General features: G+C 35.0%; 21 protein-coding genes. 6 read left to right on the forward strand and 15 right to left on the reverse strand.

Going from position 1 to position 22,684, the window contains the following annotated elements; all coding sequences use genetic code 11:
• Nucleotides 1–7: 7 nt before the first annotated feature.
• A complete protein-coding gene (locus ABWH96_RS03240) occupies nucleotides 8–2,212 on the forward strand; it encodes a peptidase domain-containing ABC transporter (RefSeq protein WP_375580096.1) in 2,205 nt (734 codons plus the stop codon).
• Between the two features lie 89 nt (nucleotides 2,213–2,301).
• A complete protein-coding gene (locus tag ABWH96_RS03245; protein ID WP_375580097.1) occupies nucleotides 2,302–3,546 on the forward strand; it encodes an HlyD family secretion protein in 1,245 nt (414 codons plus the stop codon).
• Here ABWH96_RS03245 and ABWH96_RS03250 read toward each other — a convergent pair.
• The 8 genes from ABWH96_RS03250 to ABWH96_RS03285 all read right to left on the reverse strand — a co-directional run bounded on the left by ABWH96_RS03250 (nucleotide 3,513) and on the right by ABWH96_RS03285 (nucleotide 13,456).
• Nucleotides 3,513–4,016 carry a Crp/Fnr family transcriptional regulator gene (locus ABWH96_RS03250; RefSeq protein ID WP_375580098.1) on the reverse strand — a complete coding sequence of 168 codons (504 nt, stop codon included), beginning with the start codon at nucleotides 4,014–4,016 and terminating at the stop codon, nucleotides 3,513–3,515. The two genes, ABWH96_RS03245 and ABWH96_RS03250, sit on opposite strands and share 34 nt — an antisense overlap.
• A gap of 194 nt (nucleotides 4,017–4,210) precedes the next feature.
• Entirely contained in the window at nucleotides 4,211–6,355 is a 2,145-nt protein-coding gene (locus ABWH96_RS03255) for a penicillin acylase family protein (RefSeq protein WP_375580099.1), read from the reverse strand.
• A gap of 153 nt (nucleotides 6,356–6,508) precedes the next feature.
• Entirely contained in the window at nucleotides 6,509–6,913 is a 405-nt protein-coding gene (locus ABWH96_RS03260; protein WP_375580100.1) for a hypothetical protein, read from the reverse strand.
• 213 nt (nucleotides 6,914–7,126) lie between these two features.
• Nucleotides 7,127–8,011, reverse strand: a complete 885-nt coding sequence (locus ABWH96_RS03265) for a DUF6999 family protein (RefSeq protein WP_375580101.1) — start codon at nucleotides 8,009–8,011, stop codon at nucleotides 7,127–7,129.
• A 19-nt stretch (nucleotides 8,012–8,030) separates the two neighbouring features.
• Complete coding sequence (locus ABWH96_RS03270) at nucleotides 8,031–9,881, reverse strand: beta-ketoacyl-ACP synthase III (RefSeq protein WP_375580102.1); 1,851 nt, start codon at nucleotides 9,879–9,881, stop codon at nucleotides 8,031–8,033.
• 3 nt (nucleotides 9,882–9,884) lie between these two features.
• A complete protein-coding gene (locus ABWH96_RS03275; protein ID WP_375580103.1) occupies nucleotides 9,885–10,436 on the reverse strand; it encodes a sterol desaturase family protein in 552 nt (183 codons plus the stop codon).
• Nucleotides 10,437–10,876: 440 nt separating this feature from the next.
• A complete protein-coding gene (locus ABWH96_RS03280) occupies nucleotides 10,877–12,340 on the reverse strand; it encodes a M20/M25/M40 family metallo-hydrolase (RefSeq protein ID WP_375580104.1) in 1,464 nt (487 codons plus the stop codon).
• A gap of 393 nt (nucleotides 12,341–12,733) precedes the next feature.
• Complete coding sequence (locus ABWH96_RS03285; protein ID WP_375580105.1) at nucleotides 12,734–13,456, reverse strand: HisA/HisF-related TIM barrel protein; 723 nt, start codon at nucleotides 13,454–13,456, stop codon at nucleotides 12,734–12,736.
• Between the two features lie 226 nt (nucleotides 13,457–13,682).
• Between ABWH96_RS03285 and ABWH96_RS03290 the strand changes: the two genes are divergently transcribed.
• On the forward strand, nucleotides 13,683–14,300 hold the full coding sequence (locus ABWH96_RS03290) for a transcription elongation protein SprT (RefSeq protein ID WP_375580106.1): 618 nt from the start codon (nucleotides 13,683–13,685) through the stop codon (nucleotides 14,298–14,300).
• 151 nt (nucleotides 14,301–14,451) lie between these two features.
• Here ABWH96_RS03290 and ABWH96_RS03295 read toward each other — a convergent pair whose 3' ends face one another.
• From ABWH96_RS03295 to ABWH96_RS03305, 3 genes are all read right to left on the reverse strand, one after another.
• Entirely contained in the window at nucleotides 14,452–15,021 is a 570-nt protein-coding gene (locus tag ABWH96_RS03295) for a hypothetical protein (RefSeq protein ID WP_375580107.1), read from the reverse strand.
• A 335-nt stretch (nucleotides 15,022–15,356) separates the two neighbouring features.
• On the reverse strand, nucleotides 15,357–16,160 hold the full coding sequence (gene murQ / locus ABWH96_RS03300; RefSeq protein WP_375580108.1) for an N-acetylmuramic acid 6-phosphate etherase: 804 nt from the start codon (nucleotides 16,158–16,160) through the stop codon (nucleotides 15,357–15,359).
• Nucleotides 16,160–17,005 carry a BadF/BadG/BcrA/BcrD ATPase family protein gene (locus ABWH96_RS03305; protein ID WP_375580109.1) on the reverse strand — a complete coding sequence of 282 codons (846 nt, stop codon included), beginning with the start codon at nucleotides 17,003–17,005 and terminating at the stop codon, nucleotides 16,160–16,162. Before ABWH96_RS03305 ends, murQ begins: the two co-directional genes overlap by 1 nt.
• Before the next feature lie 82 nt (nucleotides 17,006–17,087).
• Between ABWH96_RS03305 and ABWH96_RS03310 the strand changes: the two genes are divergently transcribed.
• Genes ABWH96_RS03310 through ABWH96_RS03320 form a run of 3 tightly spaced genes read left to right on the forward strand, consistent with a single transcriptional unit; the run spans nucleotide 17,088 to nucleotide 18,621 of the window.
• Nucleotides 17,088–17,447 (forward strand): phage holin family protein, encoded by a 360-nt coding sequence (locus ABWH96_RS03310; RefSeq protein WP_375580110.1) that lies wholly within the window; start codon nucleotides 17,088–17,090, stop codon nucleotides 17,445–17,447.
• Nucleotides 17,448–17,471: 24 nt separating this feature from the next.
• Nucleotides 17,472–17,873 (forward strand): hypothetical protein, encoded by a 402-nt coding sequence (locus tag ABWH96_RS03315; protein WP_375580111.1) that lies wholly within the window; start codon nucleotides 17,472–17,474, stop codon nucleotides 17,871–17,873.
• Entirely contained in the window at nucleotides 17,851–18,621 is a 771-nt protein-coding gene (locus tag ABWH96_RS03320) for a geranylgeranylglyceryl/heptaprenylglyceryl phosphate synthase (protein WP_375580112.1), read from the forward strand. Before ABWH96_RS03315 ends, ABWH96_RS03320 begins: the two co-directional genes overlap by 23 nt.
• 295 nt (nucleotides 18,622–18,916) lie before the next feature.
• Here ABWH96_RS03320 and ABWH96_RS03325 read toward each other — a convergent pair whose 3' ends face one another.
• The 4 genes from ABWH96_RS03325 to ABWH96_RS03340 all read right to left on the reverse strand — a co-directional run bounded on the left by ABWH96_RS03325 (nucleotide 18,917) and on the right by ABWH96_RS03340 (nucleotide 22,684).
• Nucleotides 18,917–19,084, reverse strand: a complete 168-nt coding sequence (locus tag ABWH96_RS03325) for a hypothetical protein (protein ID WP_375579424.1) — start codon at nucleotides 19,082–19,084, stop codon at nucleotides 18,917–18,919.
• 50 nt (nucleotides 19,085–19,134) lie between these two features.
• Nucleotides 19,135–20,253 carry a transposase gene (locus ABWH96_RS03330; RefSeq protein ID WP_375579431.1) on the reverse strand — a complete coding sequence of 373 codons (1,119 nt, stop codon included), beginning with the start codon at nucleotides 20,251–20,253 and terminating at the stop codon, nucleotides 19,135–19,137.
• A gap of 154 nt (nucleotides 20,254–20,407) precedes the next feature.
• Nucleotides 20,408–21,331, reverse strand: coding sequence for an AraC family transcriptional regulator (locus tag ABWH96_RS03335; RefSeq protein ID WP_375580113.1), 924 nt, complete (start codon nucleotides 21,329–21,331; stop codon nucleotides 20,408–20,410).
• A gap of 213 nt (nucleotides 21,332–21,544) precedes the next feature.
• Complete coding sequence (locus ABWH96_RS03340; protein ID WP_375580114.1) at nucleotides 21,545–22,684, reverse strand: acyl-CoA dehydrogenase; 1,140 nt, start codon at nucleotides 22,682–22,684, stop codon at nucleotides 21,545–21,547.

Below are 22,684 nucleotides of genomic sequence, written 5' to 3' on the forward strand. Positions count from 1 at the left end.
ATTAATAATGAAATTTCATCATTATAGTCAACATGATACTATGGATTGTGGGCCTACATGCCTAAGAATGATTACCCGTTTTTATGGTAAATTTTATTCTTTACAGTCCTTGAGACATAAAAGCGGCATCAATAAAGAAGGAGTGTCTCTATTAGGAATAAGTGAAGCTGCTGAAGAGCTTGGTTTCAGAAGTTTAGCTTTAAGAGCCAATTATGATAAATTGAAGAAAGAAGGAGTTTTCCCCTTTATTGCATTTTGGAATGACAGCCATTTTATTGTTGTTTATCAAATTAAGGGAGATAAAGTATATGTTGCTGACCCAGCTAAGACCAAGTTAATTTATAGTAAGGCAGAATTCTTAGCTGGTTGGAGCAAGAATGTCGAAAACGGCCAAGAACCAGAAGGTATTGCATTATTTCTGGAACCCACGTCAAAATTCTACGAAATAGAAGATGAAGGAAAACAAAAAATAAGTTTTTCAATTTTATTCAAATATCTTTTTAAGTATAAAAAATTATTAGTGCAATTGATCATTGGGTTGGTTGTAGGAAGTCTGCTTCAATTAATAATACCATTCTTAACTCAATCTATTGTAGATGTAGGGATTAATACTAGAGATGTTGATTTTATTTATCTAATCTTAATAGCTCAAATGATGCTCTTTATAGGACAAACTTCAGTTAATTTTGTTCAAAGTTGGGTTTTATTGCATATAAACACTCGTATAAATATTTCAATTTTATCCGATTTCTTAATAAAGTTGATGAGATTACCAATTAGTTTTTTTGATACAAAACTAGTCGGAGATATTATTCAAAGAATGGGTGATCATCAAAGAATACAAAATTTCCTTACTAAGTCGACATTAAATACTTTATTTTCAGCGGTCAATTTTTTTGTTTTTATGATCGTAATAATAATATATAATTTTAAAATATTTTTAGTCTTTCTTACTGGCAGTGTAGCATATATAATTTGGGTATTGGCTTTCATGAGATATCGGAAGAAATTAGATTATAAACAGTTTGATGCATCATCTCAAAATCAAGGAAAAATAATTCAATTGATTAATGGGATGCAGGAAATAAAAATGAATAACTGTGAAGTTAGTAAAAGATGGGAGTGGGAAAGAATTCAGGCGAGGTTATTTAAGGTAAGTATTAAGCAACTTGCTTTGGCGCAGTATCAGCAAGGAGGAGGTTTTATAATAAATCAGAGTAAAAATATTTTTATTACTTTCTTTTCCGCTATGGCTGTAATTGAGGGGGATTTAACTTTAGGAGCTATGCTAGCTATACAGTATATAATTGGGCAATTAAATGCACCTATTGAACAATTTATCTTATTTATTCAGAGTGCTCAAGATGCTATGATTAGTTTAGAAAGGTTAAATGAGATTCATAATTTGGACGATGAAGAGCCTAATACAGGAGCATTAGGAAAATTAAATAAGATAAGTTATTTACCAGAAAATAAGACCCTACTTATGAGAAGTGTAAGTTTTAGTTATGAGGGGGCAGGAAATGAGAATATTTTAAATAATATTAATTTAATTATTCCAGCTGGCAAAATGACGGCAATTGTAGGAGCTAGTGGGAGTGGGAAAACTACGCTACTTAAATTATTACTTAAATATTACAGCCCTACCAATGGCGAGATCAAGATCGCTAATAATAGACTCGATGATGTAAGTAATAAAACTTGGAGAAAAAACTGTGGAGTAGTCATGCAAGATAGTTACATTTTTTCTGACAGCATTGCTAATAATATAGCGATCGGTGACGAAGAACCAAACATTGAACAGATAAACAATGCTATTTCTGTGGCAAACTGTAGGGATTTTATTGAGGCCTTGCCCCAAGGGTTAAATACAATAATAGGAGAAGAGGGTAATGGATTAAGCCAAGGACAAAGGCAAAGAATTCTAATTGCAAGGGCTGTTTATAAAAATCCTCAATATATTTTTTTTGATGAAGCAACAAATTCTCTTGATGCTAATAATGAAGCAGAAATAATGAGTAATTTAAATGATTTTTTCGTTGGTAAAACAGTTATAGTTGCTGCACATAGGCTTAGTACCGTTAAAAATGCTCATCAGTTAATTGTTTTAGATAAAGGCGAAATTATTGAAAAAGGTAACCACGATGAACTTACAAATATGAAGGGTTCATACTTTGAGTTGGTAAAAAATCAATTTGAATTAGAAGTATAAGTTCAATGTCAGATACTATCTCCACAGAAAACATTAATTCTGATAATACCTCTAAGAATAGAGATAATTTCGACTTAAGAAGTGATGAAGTGCAGGAAATAATTGGAAGGCCACCAAGCTGGATAATACGATGGGGCCTTTCTATTTTCTTCCTTGTTCTAATATTGCTCCTAGGATTAAGTTATTTTATTTCTTATCCCGATGTAATAAGATCTGAGTTTAAGCTTTCTTCAATTAATTCACCTAAAATTGTTGTAGCTAAGGCTGAAGGTCAATTAAATGAACTACATGCAGAAGATGGACAATATGTGGAAAAAGGAGAAATTCTGGGTATTATAGAAAGCACATCAAATCCAAAAAAGGTATTCCAAGTGAGCAAGAAATTGGTAGATTTTGTAAATGCACTAGATTCTAATGATTTAGACAAGATAGATATTGGAAATAATGAAATTCAGCAGTTAGGAGCACTTCAAATTAGCTATCAACAATTTTATCAGGCTGTGCTGAATTTCAACAACTACTGGACTTCTGGATATTTTTTAGAAAGGCGAAAGTCTCTAATTAGTAAAATAAATAATCTAAAGCAATTGAAACTAAGTCTTAAGCAGCAGCAGAAAATTTTAGCTGAAGATTTACTATTAGCAGAAGAAGTTTTTGTTATACAAGGAAAATTATATAATGAAGATATTATTGACAAAATTAGATTTAATCAAGAAAGAAGTAAGTTCCTTAATAATAAGTTAGTAGTAGAAAGGTTGAATGCAAGTATCTTAAATAATGAGTCTTCACTTGTTGATTTAAACAATCAATTGATCGAATTAGACAATACAATAGCAGAGCAAAAAGGATTATTTAGACAAGCAATTAATACATTTCAAAGTGAAATAATGAGATGGAAAAATCAATTTTTAATTATAGCACCTGAAACAGGATATATTAGCTACACGAATTTAATAGAGGAAAATCAGCATCTTAATATTGGAGAAGAATTGTTTTATATTATTCCAGAGAATATCAAACATATAGGCTTGATAAATATTTCGCAAAATAACTTAGGGAAAATAAAGATTGGGCAAAATGTAAATATCAAATTTTCAAGTTATCCAGCAGAGGAGTACGGAGTAGTAGAGGGCATTGTTGACCAAATATCTAATATAACTAAAGACGACAAATATCTAATCAAAGTTAAATTACCTAATGAATTAAAGACAAATTTTTCCAGAGAGATTGCTTATAAAGAGGGGTTGACCGCAGAGGCAGAAATCATAACACGTAAATCTAGATTTATTAATAAGTTCACTTACCAGATTAGGAAAGCGTTCAATTCAAGATAGAAAAATATTGATAATATTTCTGTTAGGGCAATACCCAGATGTGAAGCCAACATTCCAAGAGGCACTCGTTGCAATTTATTTTTAGATGTTCTTTCAAAGAATTGGTAACGCTCTTGTGCAGAATTAAATTGAAGGGAGATGATACGTTCTGATTGGTCCAAAAAATATTGGGAAATCAGCATTCGGCCAAATCTTTCCATTTTAGGAAAATCTTTGAAGCACTCTTCAAGATGGTCTAATGAAATTTTCAATAATTCCGTTTCTTCCAATGTTTGAATGTGAAAGTGGTCAGGGATATTTTGAAGAAAACTATAGATTGATGTCACCCACTCATTTTCTGCAGAAAAATTATCTGTGATTTCCCTATCTCCCTTTAAATAGTAAATTCTAACAAGTCCTTTATTTATGAAGTATGTATGCTGGCAAGTTTTATTCGGTTTGTGAAGAAAATGATTTTTAGGGAAAATCACCTTTTCACTAATTGTTTCAAGTCGGGCTTTCAGTTCCTTTGAAACAGGAATATATTGAGTAATATGATGTATTAACTTATTAATGGCTTTTGCTAGTCTTTTGTTTTCTTACAGTTAAATCTTTTAAATCAGGAAAACTAGAGATTTGTTGAGCTTTCATCACAGATATCTTGAATATAAATGATAGACGCTAACTATTTCCATTTGACTTCCCCTGGTCTATATTTCACTTTTAAATTATCTTCTATCTCATCCATAGTAAAGAATACAGGCTTAAGTTTACCTTGAGCATAAAGCTCCGCCTGATCATCATAATGTTCTGATTCAGGGTGGTCGCTTTCTCCATAAGGAATAATAGATCTGGCTTTTACCTGCTCTCCAAATTCTACTATGGAAACATAAGCATCACCTCCTTGTGCTCGAATATCCAAGCCTTTTAGGCCTACATCTGGTAAATAGCTTTCAAATTTACCAGAAGAGGCAAACATGATTCCTGTAATTGAAATACCTCCGTCTATAGGATAGCTTGTTTCAAGCGAATCAAAACTATACTGATCAGGATCAAGCACACGTTGATGCCTGTAAATATCTCCCCATTTTACTTTCCAAGATCCTTTTTCATTTTCAAGTTTTTCAATAGTTTGTTCAAATGCCACCAAGTTCGGAAGCTTGGTTCCAATTCTTTGTTGATAAAAACTTTTGAAAGTCCAGATATAAAATATTGTAGTTTCCACAGACTCGCTGCTACTATATTTATCCCAGGATTGAAGTAATTTCAAGGGCTCTTCAATTTTAGCAATCCTTTCAGGATCTGTTCGATTCACTTCTATCACTTCTTTCATTAAGGCTTGCAAATTTTCATTAGCATTATGAACGTAGGTGTCAAATTTAGCAGCCTCTAGTGATGCCATTGTCACGTTTTGCATACTATCCAACATGATCTTGGCTCGCCTGCCTCTGTTAGTATTGCCCTGATAATAAGTCATATAATCAGGATAATCCTCAGGATTAGGATTCTCGTGAGTGGTGGTAGTAAATGGCTTGTTGTTGCAGTTCTGGACATAACCACATTCCGGGTTCAAGAGCTGTGGCAATTCTTCTAAACTATGATATCCTTGCCATTGACTCTGCTTCAAGCTACCATCCACGGGTGCTTGCCAGTTCAATGAAGTATCTCTTTTGGGAATAATGCCATTGTACAAATAGAGTATATTTCCTTGATCATCTGCATAAGTGATATTATGTACAATCAATGAATTAATTCGCAAAGCCTCCTTAAATGATGAGAGATCAGCGGATAAGGCCATGTGATAAAGCTGCTTAAGCATGCCCCCTTTCTCTAGCCCAGCTATTTTTAAGCTAATGGGTTTTCCACTTTTTGATTCGGTTAAAATAGGACCATGAATGGTTTTTCGGAAAGTGACTTTTTGATGCATAAAACCTGAATCCGTCTTTATTTTTATGCTATCCTGATAAGTCTCCACCTCTAAATATTCTTCTCCAAATCGATATAAAGAAGAATCCTCAGGGTGGTCAAACTGGATTTCATAAGTGTCCGCCACATCAGGACCATTTACTGTCCAAGACCAACCTAAATGTTCATTATGTCCCATTACAGGAATAATTCCTCCGCCACTGCCCACCATACCATAAAAATTTAAGCCTTCGTCACTAGTCAATTGTACTTCATAGGGGCCATCATAACTGTAATGAGGATTGATAACAAGCATAGCATTATTTGATTTTGTTTTTTTTCCGCTTAAAGCAAAAGCATTTGAACCAATACTTTTTATATCATCCATCAAATATTCTACAATCATATCATCATTTAGGCGTGCCTCTGCCAACGCGGGAAATGAATTACGTTTATATTCAGCTAAAATATACCAAGGTTCAAATTGAGTAAGTAATTGCGGGCTTACTTCGGGATTGTTTTTCAAATAGTAATTTAGACCCATGGCATAAGCATCACACAATTTCTTGACTTTTGGATCTAAAGATTTGTATTCTTCCTTTGAAAGGCGTTCGATTTCGAATGCTTTCACCCGCACATCATTGGCTTTGCCCGCTTCCCCTTTCACCTCGGCTAATCTTCCAATAGACTCAATGAGTGTGCTTTCAATTTTCTCGAAATGATCTTCTGCTCTTGCATATGCAAAACCGAAAATGGTACTTTCATCTGTCTCTCCCTTTACGTGTGGAATTCCATAGATATCTCTGTAGATAGTGACTTCTTTGGCTAGTTTTTCAGCTGTTGAAGGTGTTGAGTCTGTAGTGTTACAAGCAAAGCTTAAACATAGTACAAGACTGAAAAGTAGAGAGTGGAATTTTTGCTTCATGGATTTATATTTTGCTTGACAATAAGATTTTGTGACTAAGAATGGAGTGCCTTTTTGGGAGGTTTTCACCATCAAGGTCAACAAACATTACTACAAGAATAAATAAAAACCCATAAACCCCAATTTTTTTGATCATTAATTGACAAATCGGGCTTATTTAATCTTATAATATATTGATTTTGATAAATCTGTCTCTATTCGAGCCGTGGTTCTTATAATTGACCCACTTGCCAAATTCATCTCAGAAATATTAGTCGTTAATTCAACTTTTTCAAAGTCTATATTTGAAAACCCATGTGAAAGCACATATACATCATCTGAGGTAGTGATATTAATTATTTCACCATTATTAATTTGCCTTAAATATCTAGGAGAAGAACCATGAAACCCAGTTTCAATCAGTAGCTCCTGCACAGATTCAGATTCCACTTCGATCGTATCTATCGTAATCTCTTTAGCATCACTATCTTTAAAGACAATATAAGGTTCTTGGTCTGGTTCATCACATGATTGGATAATGAAGAGAAGCCCTAAGGCTAAAATGGTATAAGTTTTCATAGGTTTTTAGTTTTTTTAATGAATATAACTGGTGGTGTTCTAATTTCAATACAGTATAAACTTCAATTGTTTATAATATATTGCTTTTAAGTATGCCTTTGTATTGTTAGTAGTAGTTTGAGAAATGCAGGTTTATTTCTTAACACAATTAAAAACCTGTCAATTATTAACTTTTACCGCAGATTAACTTTAATCTGTCTCCTTCTTTAAATCCTAAGACTTCGGACTGATTACGCTGTCCAGGTTTTTATTTAGTTTAATGTTTACCAATATTTCATGCAAGGTTTCAGCCGCTAAACCATGCAGAACCAATCGATAGGCTGCGCTATAAGTAGTTTCTGGCACCATTGGATGCTTGTTGTTCACTAGCCCTAGGTGGCCAGGTGTCCCTAAAATTTGCGCAGAGTAAATGGCTATAGTCTCATCCAATTGTAAGGAATTGGAAGCCCTTACAAAATCATTGGAAGTCAGGAATAACTGGTAAAAAGGAGTAAAGAGTTCGATAGCCGAACGGAGATCTAAAATATTAGTCCACTTGTTGGGAAACTCAATATGGTCAAATTGATCTTCGGTAATCATTTCCAGCTTCAATTGTTTTTTGGGTGGGGCAATGGTTATTTCCTTCTCCCTGAGCTGTCGGTTCAAGTTAATTACAAAATTATAAAGGTTGAGGTCATGCTTCAGAAAAAGGTCATCCTTTACAGCTTCAAAATCCTTAGGCTTAAGCGGACTGCCAACAATGTTTACGCCCTCGATATTACCTGCTATAAATTGCAGAATTTCCGTGCCGACATGAAAATGCCGGAAGATAAGTAGATTGGCATCTGGGCTCACAAATCTGCGTAAGCCCCAAGCTAAAATCCGGTGCAGTAATTTGGAGGAATTAAAAATTTTCGGAAAGAAGAACTTAAAGATATGGATGAAAAACATCGTTACTTTCGACCAAATCTGAATAAAGGGGAGGAGGTAACGAGCGGATTTGGAAGCATTGTCCCGCATCAAGGCACTCTTCGTTTTTTTATTAATCGGGATGCTATCATCCAAGTACAAAGCCAACCAGGGGTTTGGATCCCTTTCATCATGTGCGGATATATCCATTTCTTTCATTTTAGCTATTTTAATAATTTCCTAATTCTTCCAGTTGCATTTTATACAATCTGGCAGTAGTTTTTGCAGTTTTAGCAATCTTCTTTGCTATCTCAATATTCATGGCAGGGTGGTTGAGTGCCTCTTCCAAATTGTGAAAATGGTTTTCATCCGCCACACCATGATAAGTGAAAAACGATACTTGCGACTCTTTCAAATTCAATTGGTCTTTTATCATTTCGCCCCAATAGGCTGCCAAGCGCTTTCCGATACCTTCAATAATAAACATGGCACCTAATAAATCAATAGGGTTGGCTTTGCTGGCCTGCTGAAACATAAATGAAGTTAAAGCCACAGAGCCAATATTTTTCTCTCCTGCTTGAATGGTGGAAAGTTCCTCTCCCAATGCCACATAGTTTCTTTCCAGCATTTGATAATCCTTATGCTCAGTGGCGGTATGTTTGATAAATGCCGATCGTAATTCAAATAAATCTATGTCTATATTGGAGGCCGCACGAGAAATCCACTGAGAGCCATCAATTACCTGTTGTCGTAAGTCAAGCAGTAGCAGTTTATAATCTTCTAGACTGATTTTACCTTCGTGTATTTTAGTAATGATGGGCACTTTCAGCAGTTCGGTTTCAAAATCAATCCAAATTTGAGCCAACTGCCTGATCAACCATTCCGAAGTTTCTGATTTCTCTACCACCAGTTCAGGTGCTTCAATTTCCCTAAGAGGATAGCTCTTGTTTTCCTGTCCTTGATTGCCTTCAACTGTCAGTTGCATAAATGAGGTGACAAAACGCCCGCTTTCAGGCACCATGCAAAGTATCTTGTCTCCAGTCTTCAATTTGCCTGAATACATCAGCTCCTCCAGCATAATAAAGATGGAAGCTGCGCCTGTATTTCCTTTTGTACTGAGATTACTGAACCATTTTTCATCCGCAATCTTAGCTCCGCCTTTATGCATAAGTTCTTTGATGGGTTCCTTAAATATCTCTGAAGAATAATGACAGCAAAGCCAATCTACCTCTCTTGTATTGATTTTCCCTTTGTCTATTAAATCGAAATAGTGAGCTACTCCAGTCTTTATTACCTGATCTAATAGACGGGTGTCCTGTTTTAAATTGATGGCACCTGCCTGTGAAGCCTCTTCATAGCTGGGGTAGTCCAGCCAGGTTTTTTCAGCTTCGTTTTTATTGTCTGTTTTGCCAGTAAACATACAGACTGGGAATTCATTAGCGTGTGATTTGAGGTCAATCCAATCAATCTTAAGGGAGATACCCTTTTCATTCTTCTTGTTTTGTAGTACAAAGGCACCTGCTCCGTCCGAAAGCATCCATCTTAAAAATTCGGCATTAAAAGGCAGGGATTGAATTTGTTGTTTTTCAAAACGGGATGCTTTAAACAGCCTGCTGGCAAATTCACTGCCCACACAAATGGCATTCTGCTTTTCATTGCTTTTTATTTGGGAGAAAGCATTTTTCAATGCCATCATTCCACTGGCACAAACACTCTGAAAACTGGCTACTTCACAGCGGTCAAAAGGCAAGTCGGCATGCACCATACTTGCAAAGCCGGGTATCGGCAGATCAGCCTGCGTTGTGCCTGTGCAAAGTAAGGCAACTTGCTTGCTATCAAGTGTACTTTTCTTCAAAGCATTTTTAATGGCATTTACAGCCATTTGGGCATTTGAGTGGGTGCTTTCCTGATATTTATTGATGGCATAATATCTGGTTTTGATACCATTTTGCTTTAAAATGCGCTCCTTTGCCACACTGTTTTTTCCATTTATCCTCCCCAAATAATCTTCCATTTCCTCATTTTGAATGGCTTTGTTGGGTAGAAAAACTCCTGAACTTGTAATGAAAACTTCAGTCATAATTTAGGATTTAAGCTTTTGGAATAGTTTGTCCATGAAATTGAGGGCAAAGCCATAATTTTTGCGCGCTTTGCTATGATGTTGGTTGTGCCATGTGCCGAAAAGCATCCAGCTTTCTCCTTTTCCATGCCCGAATCGGTAGTTACAATGCCCTGCATAGTTCAGCAAAATACTGGCCAATGGATAGATGAAAATGGCCATAATTGAAAAAGGAATAAATGGAGCTATAGTTAAAGGAACGGTACTTAATAGAACTGCCTCCAACCAGTGAAAACTGTATACTGAGTAAACAGTGGGTGTTATAGACCGATGGTGGATATAGTGCACCCGTTTCATAAAAAATTTGGAATGCATCATGCGGTGCACAAGATAAAAGTGAATTTCATTCCATAATGTAAGAATGATAATACCTAAAATGATATTAAATGCCGTATTGGGAAGTAAAGAGATATTATCTGCCCGGATTAAATAAATGATGGGAATTACGGATAATCCAAAAATCACAATTGATAGAAGGGAGTGCTTTATTTCAAAACGAATTTGAGGAAGAGTCACTTTTTTCGGTTCTATTTTATGTAATATTTTTTTGCGTTCCAGCCTTTTGCAACAGTAAAGAAATAAGGGGGCGATGCCAAAATACAAGAGCATAAAATATCCGAACGATAGCCAAAATAGCCTAAAATAGGAATATTCGTAAAGGATCTTTTGAATCAAATCTTGCATGTGTTAACTCAATAATATGCCTTAGTTAAAGGAAAGCGACTATTAAATTTTTAAAAATATACTTTAAATATGATAATGGAAAAAAGTCTGTAAAGCCTAATTTATCATTTTCGCCACTCTTTTCTAATGCAATAGACACATTATTTACGGAATAAGTTGGATAGATTTATGATTTGGTACAGGTTGTGGCCTTATAGTTCATGGCCGTCTATTCGATAGTTGCCCGTGTCGTTAGTATTTCCAAATTGCAAATTCAAATTGTGTGATGTTCATTAATTTTTTAGATTTTCATTTTGAAGCAATTCAATCACCTTAGCAATTTGTTTGACTCTATATTCTAGATTCTGATAGTCAATTTTATTTGATGTATCTGTTATTTTATGATAATCTGAGTGTAAACCTGAAAAGAAAAAGTAAGATGGAATTCCTTTTTTATAAAAATTGTAATTATCTGATCTTGTAAATATGCCCATAGGATCTTTTAAATCGCTTAAGGAATAATCAAAAGTACATTTATTATAGGCCTGATCTGCTTCTTCAATAAGGTCATCTAAAGCTTTTGACTGCCCAGAACCTATACAATAAAGATAGTTTCCCTTGGAATGCTTCTCATCAATTCTAGCAATCATGTCAAGATTCAAATTGAGTATAATATTTTCTGGATTGAAGGATGAACTATTGACATGATAATATGAACCCAACAGCCCTGCCTCTTCTGCAGAAGTTGCAAGAAACATTATATTATATTTTAAATTTTTCGACTTAGAGAATTGCTCTGCAAGTTCTAATAATCCAGCAACACCAGAGGCATTGTCATCGGCTCCTGGGAAAAATTGATTATCAATTTTACCAAGATGATCATAATGTGCAGAAATAACTATAGTCTTTTTTGTTTTGCCTTTAACAATTCCGATAACATTGGCCGTTTCAAGAACATTATTTATTCTTTCGAATTTGGTTTCGACTGTAGTAATGGGAGCTTCGGCTATTCTATTTAACCTCATTAATTTCTTCAATTTCCTTATGTGTAAACCACTAATATTTTTCACTTGAGAATTTGGTATTAGAAAGGAATTGACAAATCTGATAGTATCCCATCCTGCGGGTCTGATGCTATCTATAGTCACTTTATTTAGTAAAGTGACTCTTTTTGCTAGTGTGAAATTTTTAAGGGTTCTTTTAACAGATTCGAATTGTGAGCCATTTTTTGGATTGGCTAGCATTAGACCAAAAGCATTTCGCTTTTCCAGTTTTTTATTGATATCGTAATATGCACGGAGATTATTGACAAAAACCAGAACTAATCGATCAGTCACGTCAATTTGATCTAATTCCTCATCCGTTCCCGTTCCACCAAATACAATTTCTTTCTCCACTTCAACATTTTGGAAATTACTTCCTTGTAATACTATTTTTTCGAAATTGTTAAGTCTGCCACGGGATGTTTCAATATATACTTCACCCCAATAGGTCTTTTTTAATTTAAATTTCTCAAGAAAGCTATTTTGATAATGTGGCTCTAACCCTAATTCCGAAAAGCTATTAGCAATAAATCTCTCTGCTTTCTTTTGACCTTCAGTTGCAGTCCCTCTACCTTCAAGTGAATCTGCACTCAAAATTTGCACGATATGTCTAAGATCATCTTTATCAATACTTGGTTCAAGTTCTTGACCAAATCCAATGAAATTTAAACTTATTAGACATGTAATAAGTACTACTATTTTAATGAAATGCATATAAACATCAGCATTTAGTAAATGATGGATAGGGATAAAAAAACTATTATTTCCTTATTCTCACAGCCGAAACAACAAACAAATCTACAAATTATGATGAAAATACTAGTCTGATTTATCCCTATTCAAACCCAACTCATTTTGATAATTGTTATTCTTCAGTATTGAAAAATTCGAAATGTTGAAAAATCATTTCATTTTCATCAATAGTACTACAAATCTTAAATACATCTTCGTTTTTCATTACTATTTCTTTTGCAGTCACGATTTTTTTTGATTGTAATTGAATTAAAATCAAAGTAAAAGGTTATTAACAGTATAATTTGACCTTTATTAAAAATAGAAATCTACACCTAAATATAGCTATGGCAACTATTTTTTGCTAGGAAAATATCAAACCAAAAACTCTTTCAAATCATTAATTTTGATGTTTCCTTCATAGTAGGCTTTACCAAAGATTACGGCAAAAACGCCCATGTCATTCAATTTTCGGATGTCATCTACATTGCGTACACCGCCACTTGCCAAAACGCATATATCGGGAAATTCATCCAAAATACTTTGATATAAATCAAATGCAGGGCCTGATAATGAACCCTCTTTGCTGATGTCGGTAGTTTTCACATATTTTAAGCCTCTATCATAGAAATATCGGATGTGTTCTATGATATCGATATCCGTATTTTGTATCCAACCTTTGTAAGCAATCTTTCCATTTAGCGCATCAGCACCTAAAGTGATTTTTTCCCTTCCGTAAGAGACAATCCAAGAAGCAAATAGCTCTTTTCTCTCAACGGCTATACTGGCAGCAGTAATGTAATCTGCGCCATACTCATATGCCTTACTTATATCACCGTCTGTATTGATTCCGCCTGTAAAATCAAGCTCTAAGTCAGTGTAACCATGAATAGCCTCCAAAATGTGATAATTCACAGGTGATCCTCTGTGTGCGCCATCTAAATCCACGATATGGACAACCTTTATTCCACTATCTTCCAGTTTTCTGGCCACATCAATAGGCGAATCATCATACACTTTAGCACTCGCAATATCTGCGCCTTCAACTCTAATAATTTTACCGTCTCTGATGGCGATGGATGGAATAATTTGAATCATAGTTAAAATGGTTTTAAGAGTATGATATTAAAAAATATAGGCGATTTTACAAGCCTCAGCCCTGTTACTATTTAGTTAAGCTTTAAAGGGCTTTGAAATTACAGCTTAAAATGGAATTTACAAAAGAAATAAGAAGAGAAAAATTCAGTTGTATGAATTTGAAATCATGCATTAAGCTGATTAAAAGCTAATTTTATAAGATTTTCTCCTTAGTTTTGAATACTTTATGACGCATTACGAAAAACAAATACATCATAGAATTAGCCGCTTTGTTCCTGAAAATTCTGTTGATTTAGCTTTTAATTTATGGAAGGAGAAACCTTTTCGCTTTGTTATAGCTAAAGCTAGAAACAGTAAATTGGGAGATTTTAGAAAAAAGTCAAATGAAGATTGGGCGGTAATCACGGTTAATGAAAATTTAAATCCTTATTCATTTTTAATCACTTATGTGCATGAAGTAGCTCATCATTGGGTATTTGAAAAGCATAGAGGCAGGGTTTTCCCACACGGTAAAGAATGGAAAAATGCTTTTAAAGAATTGATGCTACCATTTCAAACACCCGATATTTTTCCTGAGGGGATTCTGAAAGCATTAAATTTTTATATGGTAAACCCCAAAGCAGCATCTTTATCCGATATTCGATTGGCAAAAGCGCTAAAAGCTTTCGATCCTGTTAATCCTGATGAAATAAGTTTGCTTGAATTAAGCCAAGGACAAAAATTCATGCTTGAAAACAGACTTTTCGAAAAGCAGGAAACTCGAAGAACAAGAGTGAGGTGTAAAGAGGTAAATTCAGGAAAATATTATTTAGTCCATAAAATGGCTATGATTATTCCTGAGTAGGATTCAGTGCAGATAAGTCTAGCTTTACTTTAACCACAAACAAAGCTTTTCACTAAGTTTCACAAAGAAAATAATTTATAATGACAGCCTTAGGCTGTTACTTTGTGGTCTCTGAGAAATTCTTAGAGGTACTTTGTGGTTAAAAATAAAATTAGAAATCCAATCTTTTCATCACATGCTCTTCCACTCTTTCACAAAAAACCTGTGGTTTTAAAGTTCTCCAATTTAAGTGTTCAAATTGTCCACCACAATTGATATAAGTATCTACATTAAATTGCGCCCATTCCTCTAAAACAAAATCACGGAAATTAACACCCACTATCCATCCATCTTCTACCTCATCAAACCATTCTTCATAATACTCATCATCCGAACCATGAAAATTCAAAATATTTTCACCTATTAAAATGTATTTGTTAATGCCTTGTAATAACATATGCTCAATAATATTTCTCTTTAAATGCATGATGTCATTGTGCAAGGTGTCATTCCATTCACCTATCATTTCAATTACTGCAATTCCATCTTCATAATTGGCATAAAGGATTTTTATATAAAGCGTTTCTGAACCGATAGCATCCCAGGCAGGATCTATATAATAGCCATAAATGGTATCTGTGTATAGTTCATAGTTATATTCTTTTCCATGGAAAGGGGAAAGCTCGTCAGTCGAGGAGTCATAATATTTTAGCCAGTTGTAGTAGGGCTCGATGTGATGCATTTTGCAGTAATACGTTATAGGTTTTAAGTCTTAAGTTAGTCTAAATGCGTATTGAGGTAAAAAAGTTTTAGAAAATCGTGATTTGTTCTAATGTCAGTAAAGTTTTGGTAAAAACACCAAAACGGGGATGCGGTTTGACGGTTTTTTTCACCGTCTAATCGCTAATTGGCATCGTACTAGGATATCGGTCAGATGGTTTAGAGCTATCGTTTAAACAGCCTATTTAGGTATTAAATAATATCAAAACTCTTTCCTGTAAGCGTCAGTCCGAGGCAAAAACTGTGCTCATATCAGACTTTTAAAAAATTGAGATAATTCATTTTATTATTTATAAATCATCTTTTCCCAGCTTCAACCGCCTTCCTTACAGAGCCATGTTCTAACAACAATTTTTTAGCTGCTTCATATCCGATTTCCAATTCATGCATAATCATTTTTGTACCGCGATCCACTAACTTATCATTGCTTAATTGCATATCCACCATTCTATTGCCTTTTACATGCCCCAATTGGATCATAGCTGTAGTAGAAATCATATTTAACACCATTTTCTGTGCAGTACCTGCCTTCATTCTGGTACTGCCCGTCACAAATTCAGGCCCAACAGCTACTTCAATAGGGTAATCTGAAACCTGTATTACTTCAGAATTTGGATTGCAAGTAATGCAAGCTGTCTTAATTCCTTTTTCTTGTGCCATTTTTAAGCCGCCAATCACATAAGGTGTCCTTCCTGAGGCTGCAATACCTATTAAAAAATCTTTTTCAGAGATATTGTATTCTTGTAAATCTTCCCATGCTTGAGCTTGGTCATCTTCAGCAAATTCAACTGCTTTTCGGATCGCATTGTCACCACCCGCAATCAATCCTATTACCTTATCATGACCTACACCAAAAGTAGGAGGGCATTCTGATGCATCCAATATTCCCAATCTTCCACTAGTGCCAGCTCCGATGTAAAATAGTCGCCCACCAGCTTTCATTTTTAATACAATTTGCTCCAGTGCATTTTCGATTTGCGGAATAGCCTTTTGTACTGACAATCCAACGGAATGATCTTCTTGATTGATCCCTTGAAGTAATTCACCTATGGAAAGATTTTCTAGATTATTAAAATTTGATTCTGACTCTGTAATGCTCATCAATGTTGATTTTTATGATAAAGTGTCAAGCCTGCTATTGGGCTCTCCATAAAATTACCTGCTGTTAAATTATTTTTTGTTAAAACCATCCGCATGATGGAATTGGCATTGAAAGCCACTCCCCCTACAAAATGGATAGGTAAATTCTGATGTTCCTTAAATTTTAGAACGGATTTTTCCAGAAATAACTGAAATGAATCAGAAATAAGCTCAAAAAAGAATTTTTCTTTTTGATTAAGTAGTGCAAACTGAAAAAATTGAGCAAAAAAACGATTAGGATACGGCTTTTGGTATATCTGTTCTAGTGCAGTTTCCAAATTGATTTCTGGAAACTGATTGCTAAACTTTTCAGCTAGCTTATTAGGCATTTCGTTTTCCAAAAATGCTTTTAAAGTTAGTTTGCCGATATAATTACCACTGCCCTCATCTCCTAAAGCATAGCCTAGAGATACCATTCGTTCTGAAATAACCCCTCCATCATAATGGCAGGCATTTGCTCCCGTTCCTAAAATACAAACTATTCCCTCTTCATTACCGCAGCTTGCTCTTGTTGCAGAAAGCATGTCATCTTCCACATAAATTTGCTCACAATTAAAAAATAAAGAAAAAACAGATTTTATTTTTTCTTTATTTTTTAGTTGGTTACAACCTGCGCCATAAAAATTAATTTCTTTAACATTTTGAATGAGTATGTTCTTAAAATCAGCTTTCAGGCTTTCAAAAAGCTCTTTTTCAGAAATTAAGTAGGGATTTATTCCGCTTGTTTTCAATTGTTCAATGGTATTATCGTCTTTTAAAAAGCGCCAATCTGTCTTACTCGAACCGCTATCTGCTATAAGCTGCATTAATCTTTATAATTATTTTAACGTGTAAATTTAACATCAACTGAAATTTATATAACTTAGGAATCAATTAATAGGTAAAGTTGTGAAAAAAAGTAAACTGTTAGGGCTTTTGGGACTAGATAAAATTATAGAATCATTACAAAAATTGCTAGAAGTACGCATAGCAATGATAAGAACGGAGATAGAAGAAAAAGTAGCGGAGAAATTAGCTAAGATTTTACCATTGCTGTTGGTAGTAGCATCTTTAACTTTACTGATTCTATTTGGTAGTCTTACGTTAGCCTTTTATCTAACTGAAATAATGGAAAGCTATGTTTATGGTTTTGGAATAGTCTCGTTAGGGTATTTGTTGCTAACAATTGTTTTTATTCTTTTAAAGGATAGCAAATTTATGAAGAAAGTATTTAGTGATTCCATCAACAAATCAACTAAAGAAGATTAATTTTAATTTTTAAATTCGAAAAGCATGAGTAATCAGGAAAAGCTATTAGAAAGAAGTAAGAAATATGAGCAAGATTTATCAGAGCAATTAAGCGAATATTCAGGGAAAGCCGAGAAGTTCGGGAAAAATGCTTTGATGATTGCTGGAGGAGTTTTTTTAGCTTATCAAGCCGTAAAACTTATAACAGGGGGTGGCAAAAAAAGCAGAAAATCTCAGGTTTATAAGGAAGTAAATGAGGATGAAAGTGATTACGATGACTCACCTCGAATTATTATAAGAAGAGAGGAAAGTAGCGGTGGTGGAATTATGGATGCCCTTAAAGCTGAAGTAGGAGGGATTTTGGTAGCTATTGCTAGAGATAAGATACTAGAATTTTTGAGTCAATTAGAAAATCGAAAATCTGATGATAGAGAAGAAGGAGCTTAACCAACTGATAGGTGGCAAAGCAAACGGGCAGAAATTTTTTGCCTTGCTAATCGATCCCGACAAGGTTCATGATCGAGCTTCTTTACAACGTTTAGTCAATATGGCTATCGAAAATGAGGTAGATTTCTTCTTTGTTGGGGGAAGTTTGATCGTTTCTGATTTTCTAAGCAGTTGCATTTCGGACATAAAATCAGCAACTGATATTCCTATCATCTTATTTCCAGGTAATAACCAATATATAGATTTGCAATCTGATGCAATTTTGTATTTATCCTTGATATCAGGTCGAAATCCTGATTTATTGATTGGGCAGCATGTTCTTTCTGCGCCCATTTTAAAAAGAAGTAAAATGGAAGTTTGGCCGACTGGCTATATGCTTATAGATGGTGGTAATAAAACTTCTGTTTCCTATATGAGTAATACCAACCCCATTCCTCATGATAAAAGTGATATAGCCGTAAGTACTGCTATTGCAGGTGAACTATTAGGGCTTCAGCTTATTTATATGGATGCAGGCAGTGGAGCAGACAAAATGATCAGTGAAAAGATGATTGCTTCCGTGAAAAGAGCTGTTGATATCCCTTTAATTATTGGAGGTGGTATAAATTCTGTGGCTAAAGCAAAAAACGCCTGGAAGTCAGGCGCTGATGTGGTAGTTGTGGGTAATGCCATAGAGCAAAACCCACAATTATTGATAGAAATGACCGAAGCAAAAATAACGCTCAATCAGCAATTACATAGAATCTAGTAATTAATTGCACAGAGCTTTTAATTTGATTCCACAACGTCAAGAAGGAATAACCCTACTCGTTTAATTACCTAATTGTCTTTATTTAGGCTCCTCTTGAAAAATGCTTGAAACAGCGAACGTTTAGGGGGTATGATAATTTAATTTCTTTACCTCAAGTATTTTTCCATCTTAAATATGATTTCAGACTCTTCGATTAGTACAATTTCCACTTTTAAACAGTTTGATTTTTTTCGTTTTTTAGCGATTGGACGTACCTGTCCTGTAAAATAATGTGATGTTCATTTTTTTCTCGTCAGGCTGCCATTCGGACTGGGGGAGAAATTTTGTTCAAGGCCAGTTTCTTGGCGTTCGATGCCATGACACCAAAGAACACCCATACCCTTTCGTTTTGAGCGCCCCTTGCTTTTATTTTCCTTAACCCATAGTGGTTTTTATGGTTCCCAAAACTACCTTCCAACACCGTTGACCTGTCCTTGTTAAGTTCTGCCTGTAAGGCTTTTTCGGGCTTGCTTAATTTGACGGGCCTTTTTTGGCAAAGTTGGTGAAGATATGTTTAGAGGTAATGTAGCGCCTGTTTTCATTTGTAGGGTATATCTTGTCGGCAGACAGTTGGTGCAGTTGCCCAAAAAGCATCCTATGCTTTAAACAGCTTATCTTAAGTCTTTTACATTCGTTATAGGCATTAAAGTCCATCAGGTCAAAATACTGAATACCTCCTGTTTGTAGCATGTGGACTTTCATCCCAAATTCCACGGGCTTGTTCTCCTTTCCCCTTACTATTGGGCGAACATAGGGCTTATAGAGTGAAACAATGCGGTCTTTTACCTTTTCGCCAGGATTATTGAACAGGTATTCTTGTTGTTGCAGTACTTTTTTAATGGTGCGGATGTAGCCGTACTGGTGGGAAGTAAGTATTACTTCCGGATGAAGGTTGAGAAAATCCTGCAATTGCCCCAGCCCTTTGCCCAACAGGTAGATCAAGCTCTTCTTACGGGCCTTCCCTTTTTTTATGCTCTTCTTGCGCAGCCTATCATAGGTGAGCTGTTTGCGCTTTTGATCAATAAACTTGTTCCTCGGTCTTCTTTCACCGGTAACCTTGCAAAGTTTGAAAAGCAGTTTTTCATATACCCATTGATTGGACTCCCATAATAACTTTACATCTGTGGGAAAACGGATGCAGCTCTCATAGCAGGTGGCATCCATGGACAGCACATGGGTGTTCTCTATGTCATCCTTCCAATGATTGAGCAAAACTGTTTGCAACTGGTTTAAATCCGCATGCTTGGCAATATAACTCCTGACCCTTGAAGGCAAATTCGAATCCTTGATCAACTCCCCATCGGAGAGTGGCCTGTTGCAAAATATTTGCAAAGACCAATCGGTATTAAAACGCTCTATCAACTGGTGGTCGCTCAGGTTCAGGTAATGCTTTAAAAACATCAGGGCAAACATGCCCTCATTGCTCAACCATCTGGGAGCACCTTTACTGTTTTCATCCTGTGGGGGGAGACATTCTCCCAGTTCTTTTAAAGGAAGCCTTTCATGTACTTTTCCGATTTCGAGTGTCTTGAAAATATACCATTTTGGAGAAACTATTGATTTGAGTGGGAATAAATTCAGCTGTGCCATATATTGCAGTTGTTATTTGTTTTTTTCTCAACTACAATATAACACAAAACCCCGAAAATTGCCATATATGGCGAAATTCGGGGTTTTAAATTAACTTTCCCAAGTATTAATTCATTGAAAAACAATTATTTATATCTATCCAAGGGGAGCCTATTTAAACGTTCATTAAAGATTCTCTTCTTCTCATTTTCCCTGCAGGAATTCCGAACATCATTTTAAATCTTCTGCAGAAATAAGCAGTATCTTTATAACCTACTTCATGCCCAATATCTCTGATGCTTTTCTTAGAAGTTCTCAATAAGGTAACGGCTTCTTCCATTCGCTGATACTCGATGTAATCCTGAGGGTTAATTCCAGTAAGCATTTTGAAGTACTGCCCAACGTAATCTTCCGATACATTGGCAACCTCTGCAAGTTTCTTGTTTGATAAATCACCACCTAAATGCTCATTGATGTAATTGAATATGTCAATTAAGCGCGGATCTTTGAAGTAAGTGCTATTGGTAGCTAATTGCTCAACAAATAATTTGTTTCTAACAATATGTCTAAATAATTCTACTAATAAATATTCCGTTAAAACCTTTACCATTCTATCAGCACCAGGCTCATCGGTATCTAGTTCTTCAAAAATCTTATCATTCAAAGATTTTATGACATCATTACTAAAAATAAAAGGAGGGATGTCGAGAGAAGCAAAAAAGTTTACTGAATCGAAAACCTTTGCTTCAAAGGAAATATAACTAAAGCTATCACCACCTTCTGTTAATAACTCATCGTGGGTAATTGAATTGAAATATTCTGATTTACCTGTTATGAATTTGTCATTGGTAATGGTCTCAATTTGGCTACCTCTTCCATAAGTGATTTGATGTACTTTTCCTCCAGGAATAAAAGCAAAATCACCCTCTTTTGCTAAAAGTTTTTCCTCTCCGAGAAGTACTTCTCCTTTGTTTACCCAAATCACTTTATTCTCTACTTCATAGAGATTATTTACGGTTACAGGCTTTTGAATTTTGATATTTTTTGCTTTGACGAACTTAACGCCTAAAGACTCAATGATTTTGTTGTAATCTTCCATTTTCTTGTTTTATGAATGGATTAACTATAAAAAGTAAAAGTATTGTTTTGAATAATTGTATAAATCTAATGAATAATAGCTTTATATCAAAAAAAATAAAAAACGCACAACCTCTATGTATATGTAAGGTTGTGCGTGATAACGAAGTTTTTATTGAATTATTTTAAGAATTTGACTTTATAAGAATATTTGATCTTTGACCAAAATCTTTTCTTATTTCAGTATATTTCTTGAGATTACAATTTTCTGAATTTCAGAAGTACCTTCATATATCTGAGTGATTTTCGCATCTCTCATTAGACGTTCCACATGGTATTCTTTTACGAAACCATAGCCTCCATGTACCTGTACAGCTTCTACTGTGGTGTCCATTGCTACTTGAGAAGCGTATAATTTCGCCATGGCACTAGCTTGAGAGAAATCTTGCTTTTGGTCTTTCAACCATGCTGCTTTTAAACAAAGCAATCTTGCTGTCTCAATTTGAGTAGCCATGTCTGCTAATTTAAATGCGATTGCTTGATGTTGGTTGATTTCCTTACCGAAAGCCTTTCTTTCTTTAGAATATTTCAAAGCTAATTCGTAAGCCCCAGATGCAATTCCTAAAGCTTGAGCAGCAATACCGATTCTACCTCCATTCAAAGTGGACATTGCAAAATTAAATCCAAATCCATCTTCACCAATTCTGTTTTCTTTAGGCACTTTCATGTCTTGAAACATCAAAGAATGAGTATCAGAACCTCTGATTCCTAATTTCTCTTCTTTTTTACCTACTACAAAACCTTCGGTTTCTCTCTCAACGATCAAGGCGTTAATTCCTTTATGACCTTTTTCTTTATCGGTTTGCGCAATTACTAAATAAACAGAAGCACTGTTACCATTGGTAATCCAGTTTTTTGTTCCGTTTACTAAATAATAATCTCCTTTGTCTTCTGCAGTTGTTCTTTGTGAAGTAGCATCAGAGCCTGCTTCAGGCTCAGAAAGACAGAAAGCACCGATTATTTCACCAGTAGCTAATCTTTTAAGATATTTTTCTTTTTGTTCTTCAGTCCCATATTTTTCCAATCCCCAGCAAACCAAAGAATTGTTCACTGACATGGCAACAGATGCAGAACTATCTATCTTAGATATTTCTTCCATTGCCAATACATAAGAAACAGTGTCCATTCCGCCACCATTATATTTAGGATCCACCATCATTCCCATGAATCCTAGTTCTCCCATTTTTTTAATCTGTTCGGCAGGGAATTTTTCGTAAGTATCTCTTTCGATTACTCCAGGTAATAAATCATTTTGTGCAAAATCTCTAGCTGCAGCTTGAACGGCTAGCTGCTCTTCTGTGAGTTGAAAATCCAT

Origin of the sequence: Marivirga tractuosa, assembly GCF_042140215.1 — a bacterium.
In the GTDB taxonomy this organism is placed as follows: Bacteria; Bacteroidota; Bacteroidia; order Cytophagales; family Cyclobacteriaceae; genus Marivirga; species Marivirga tractuosa_A.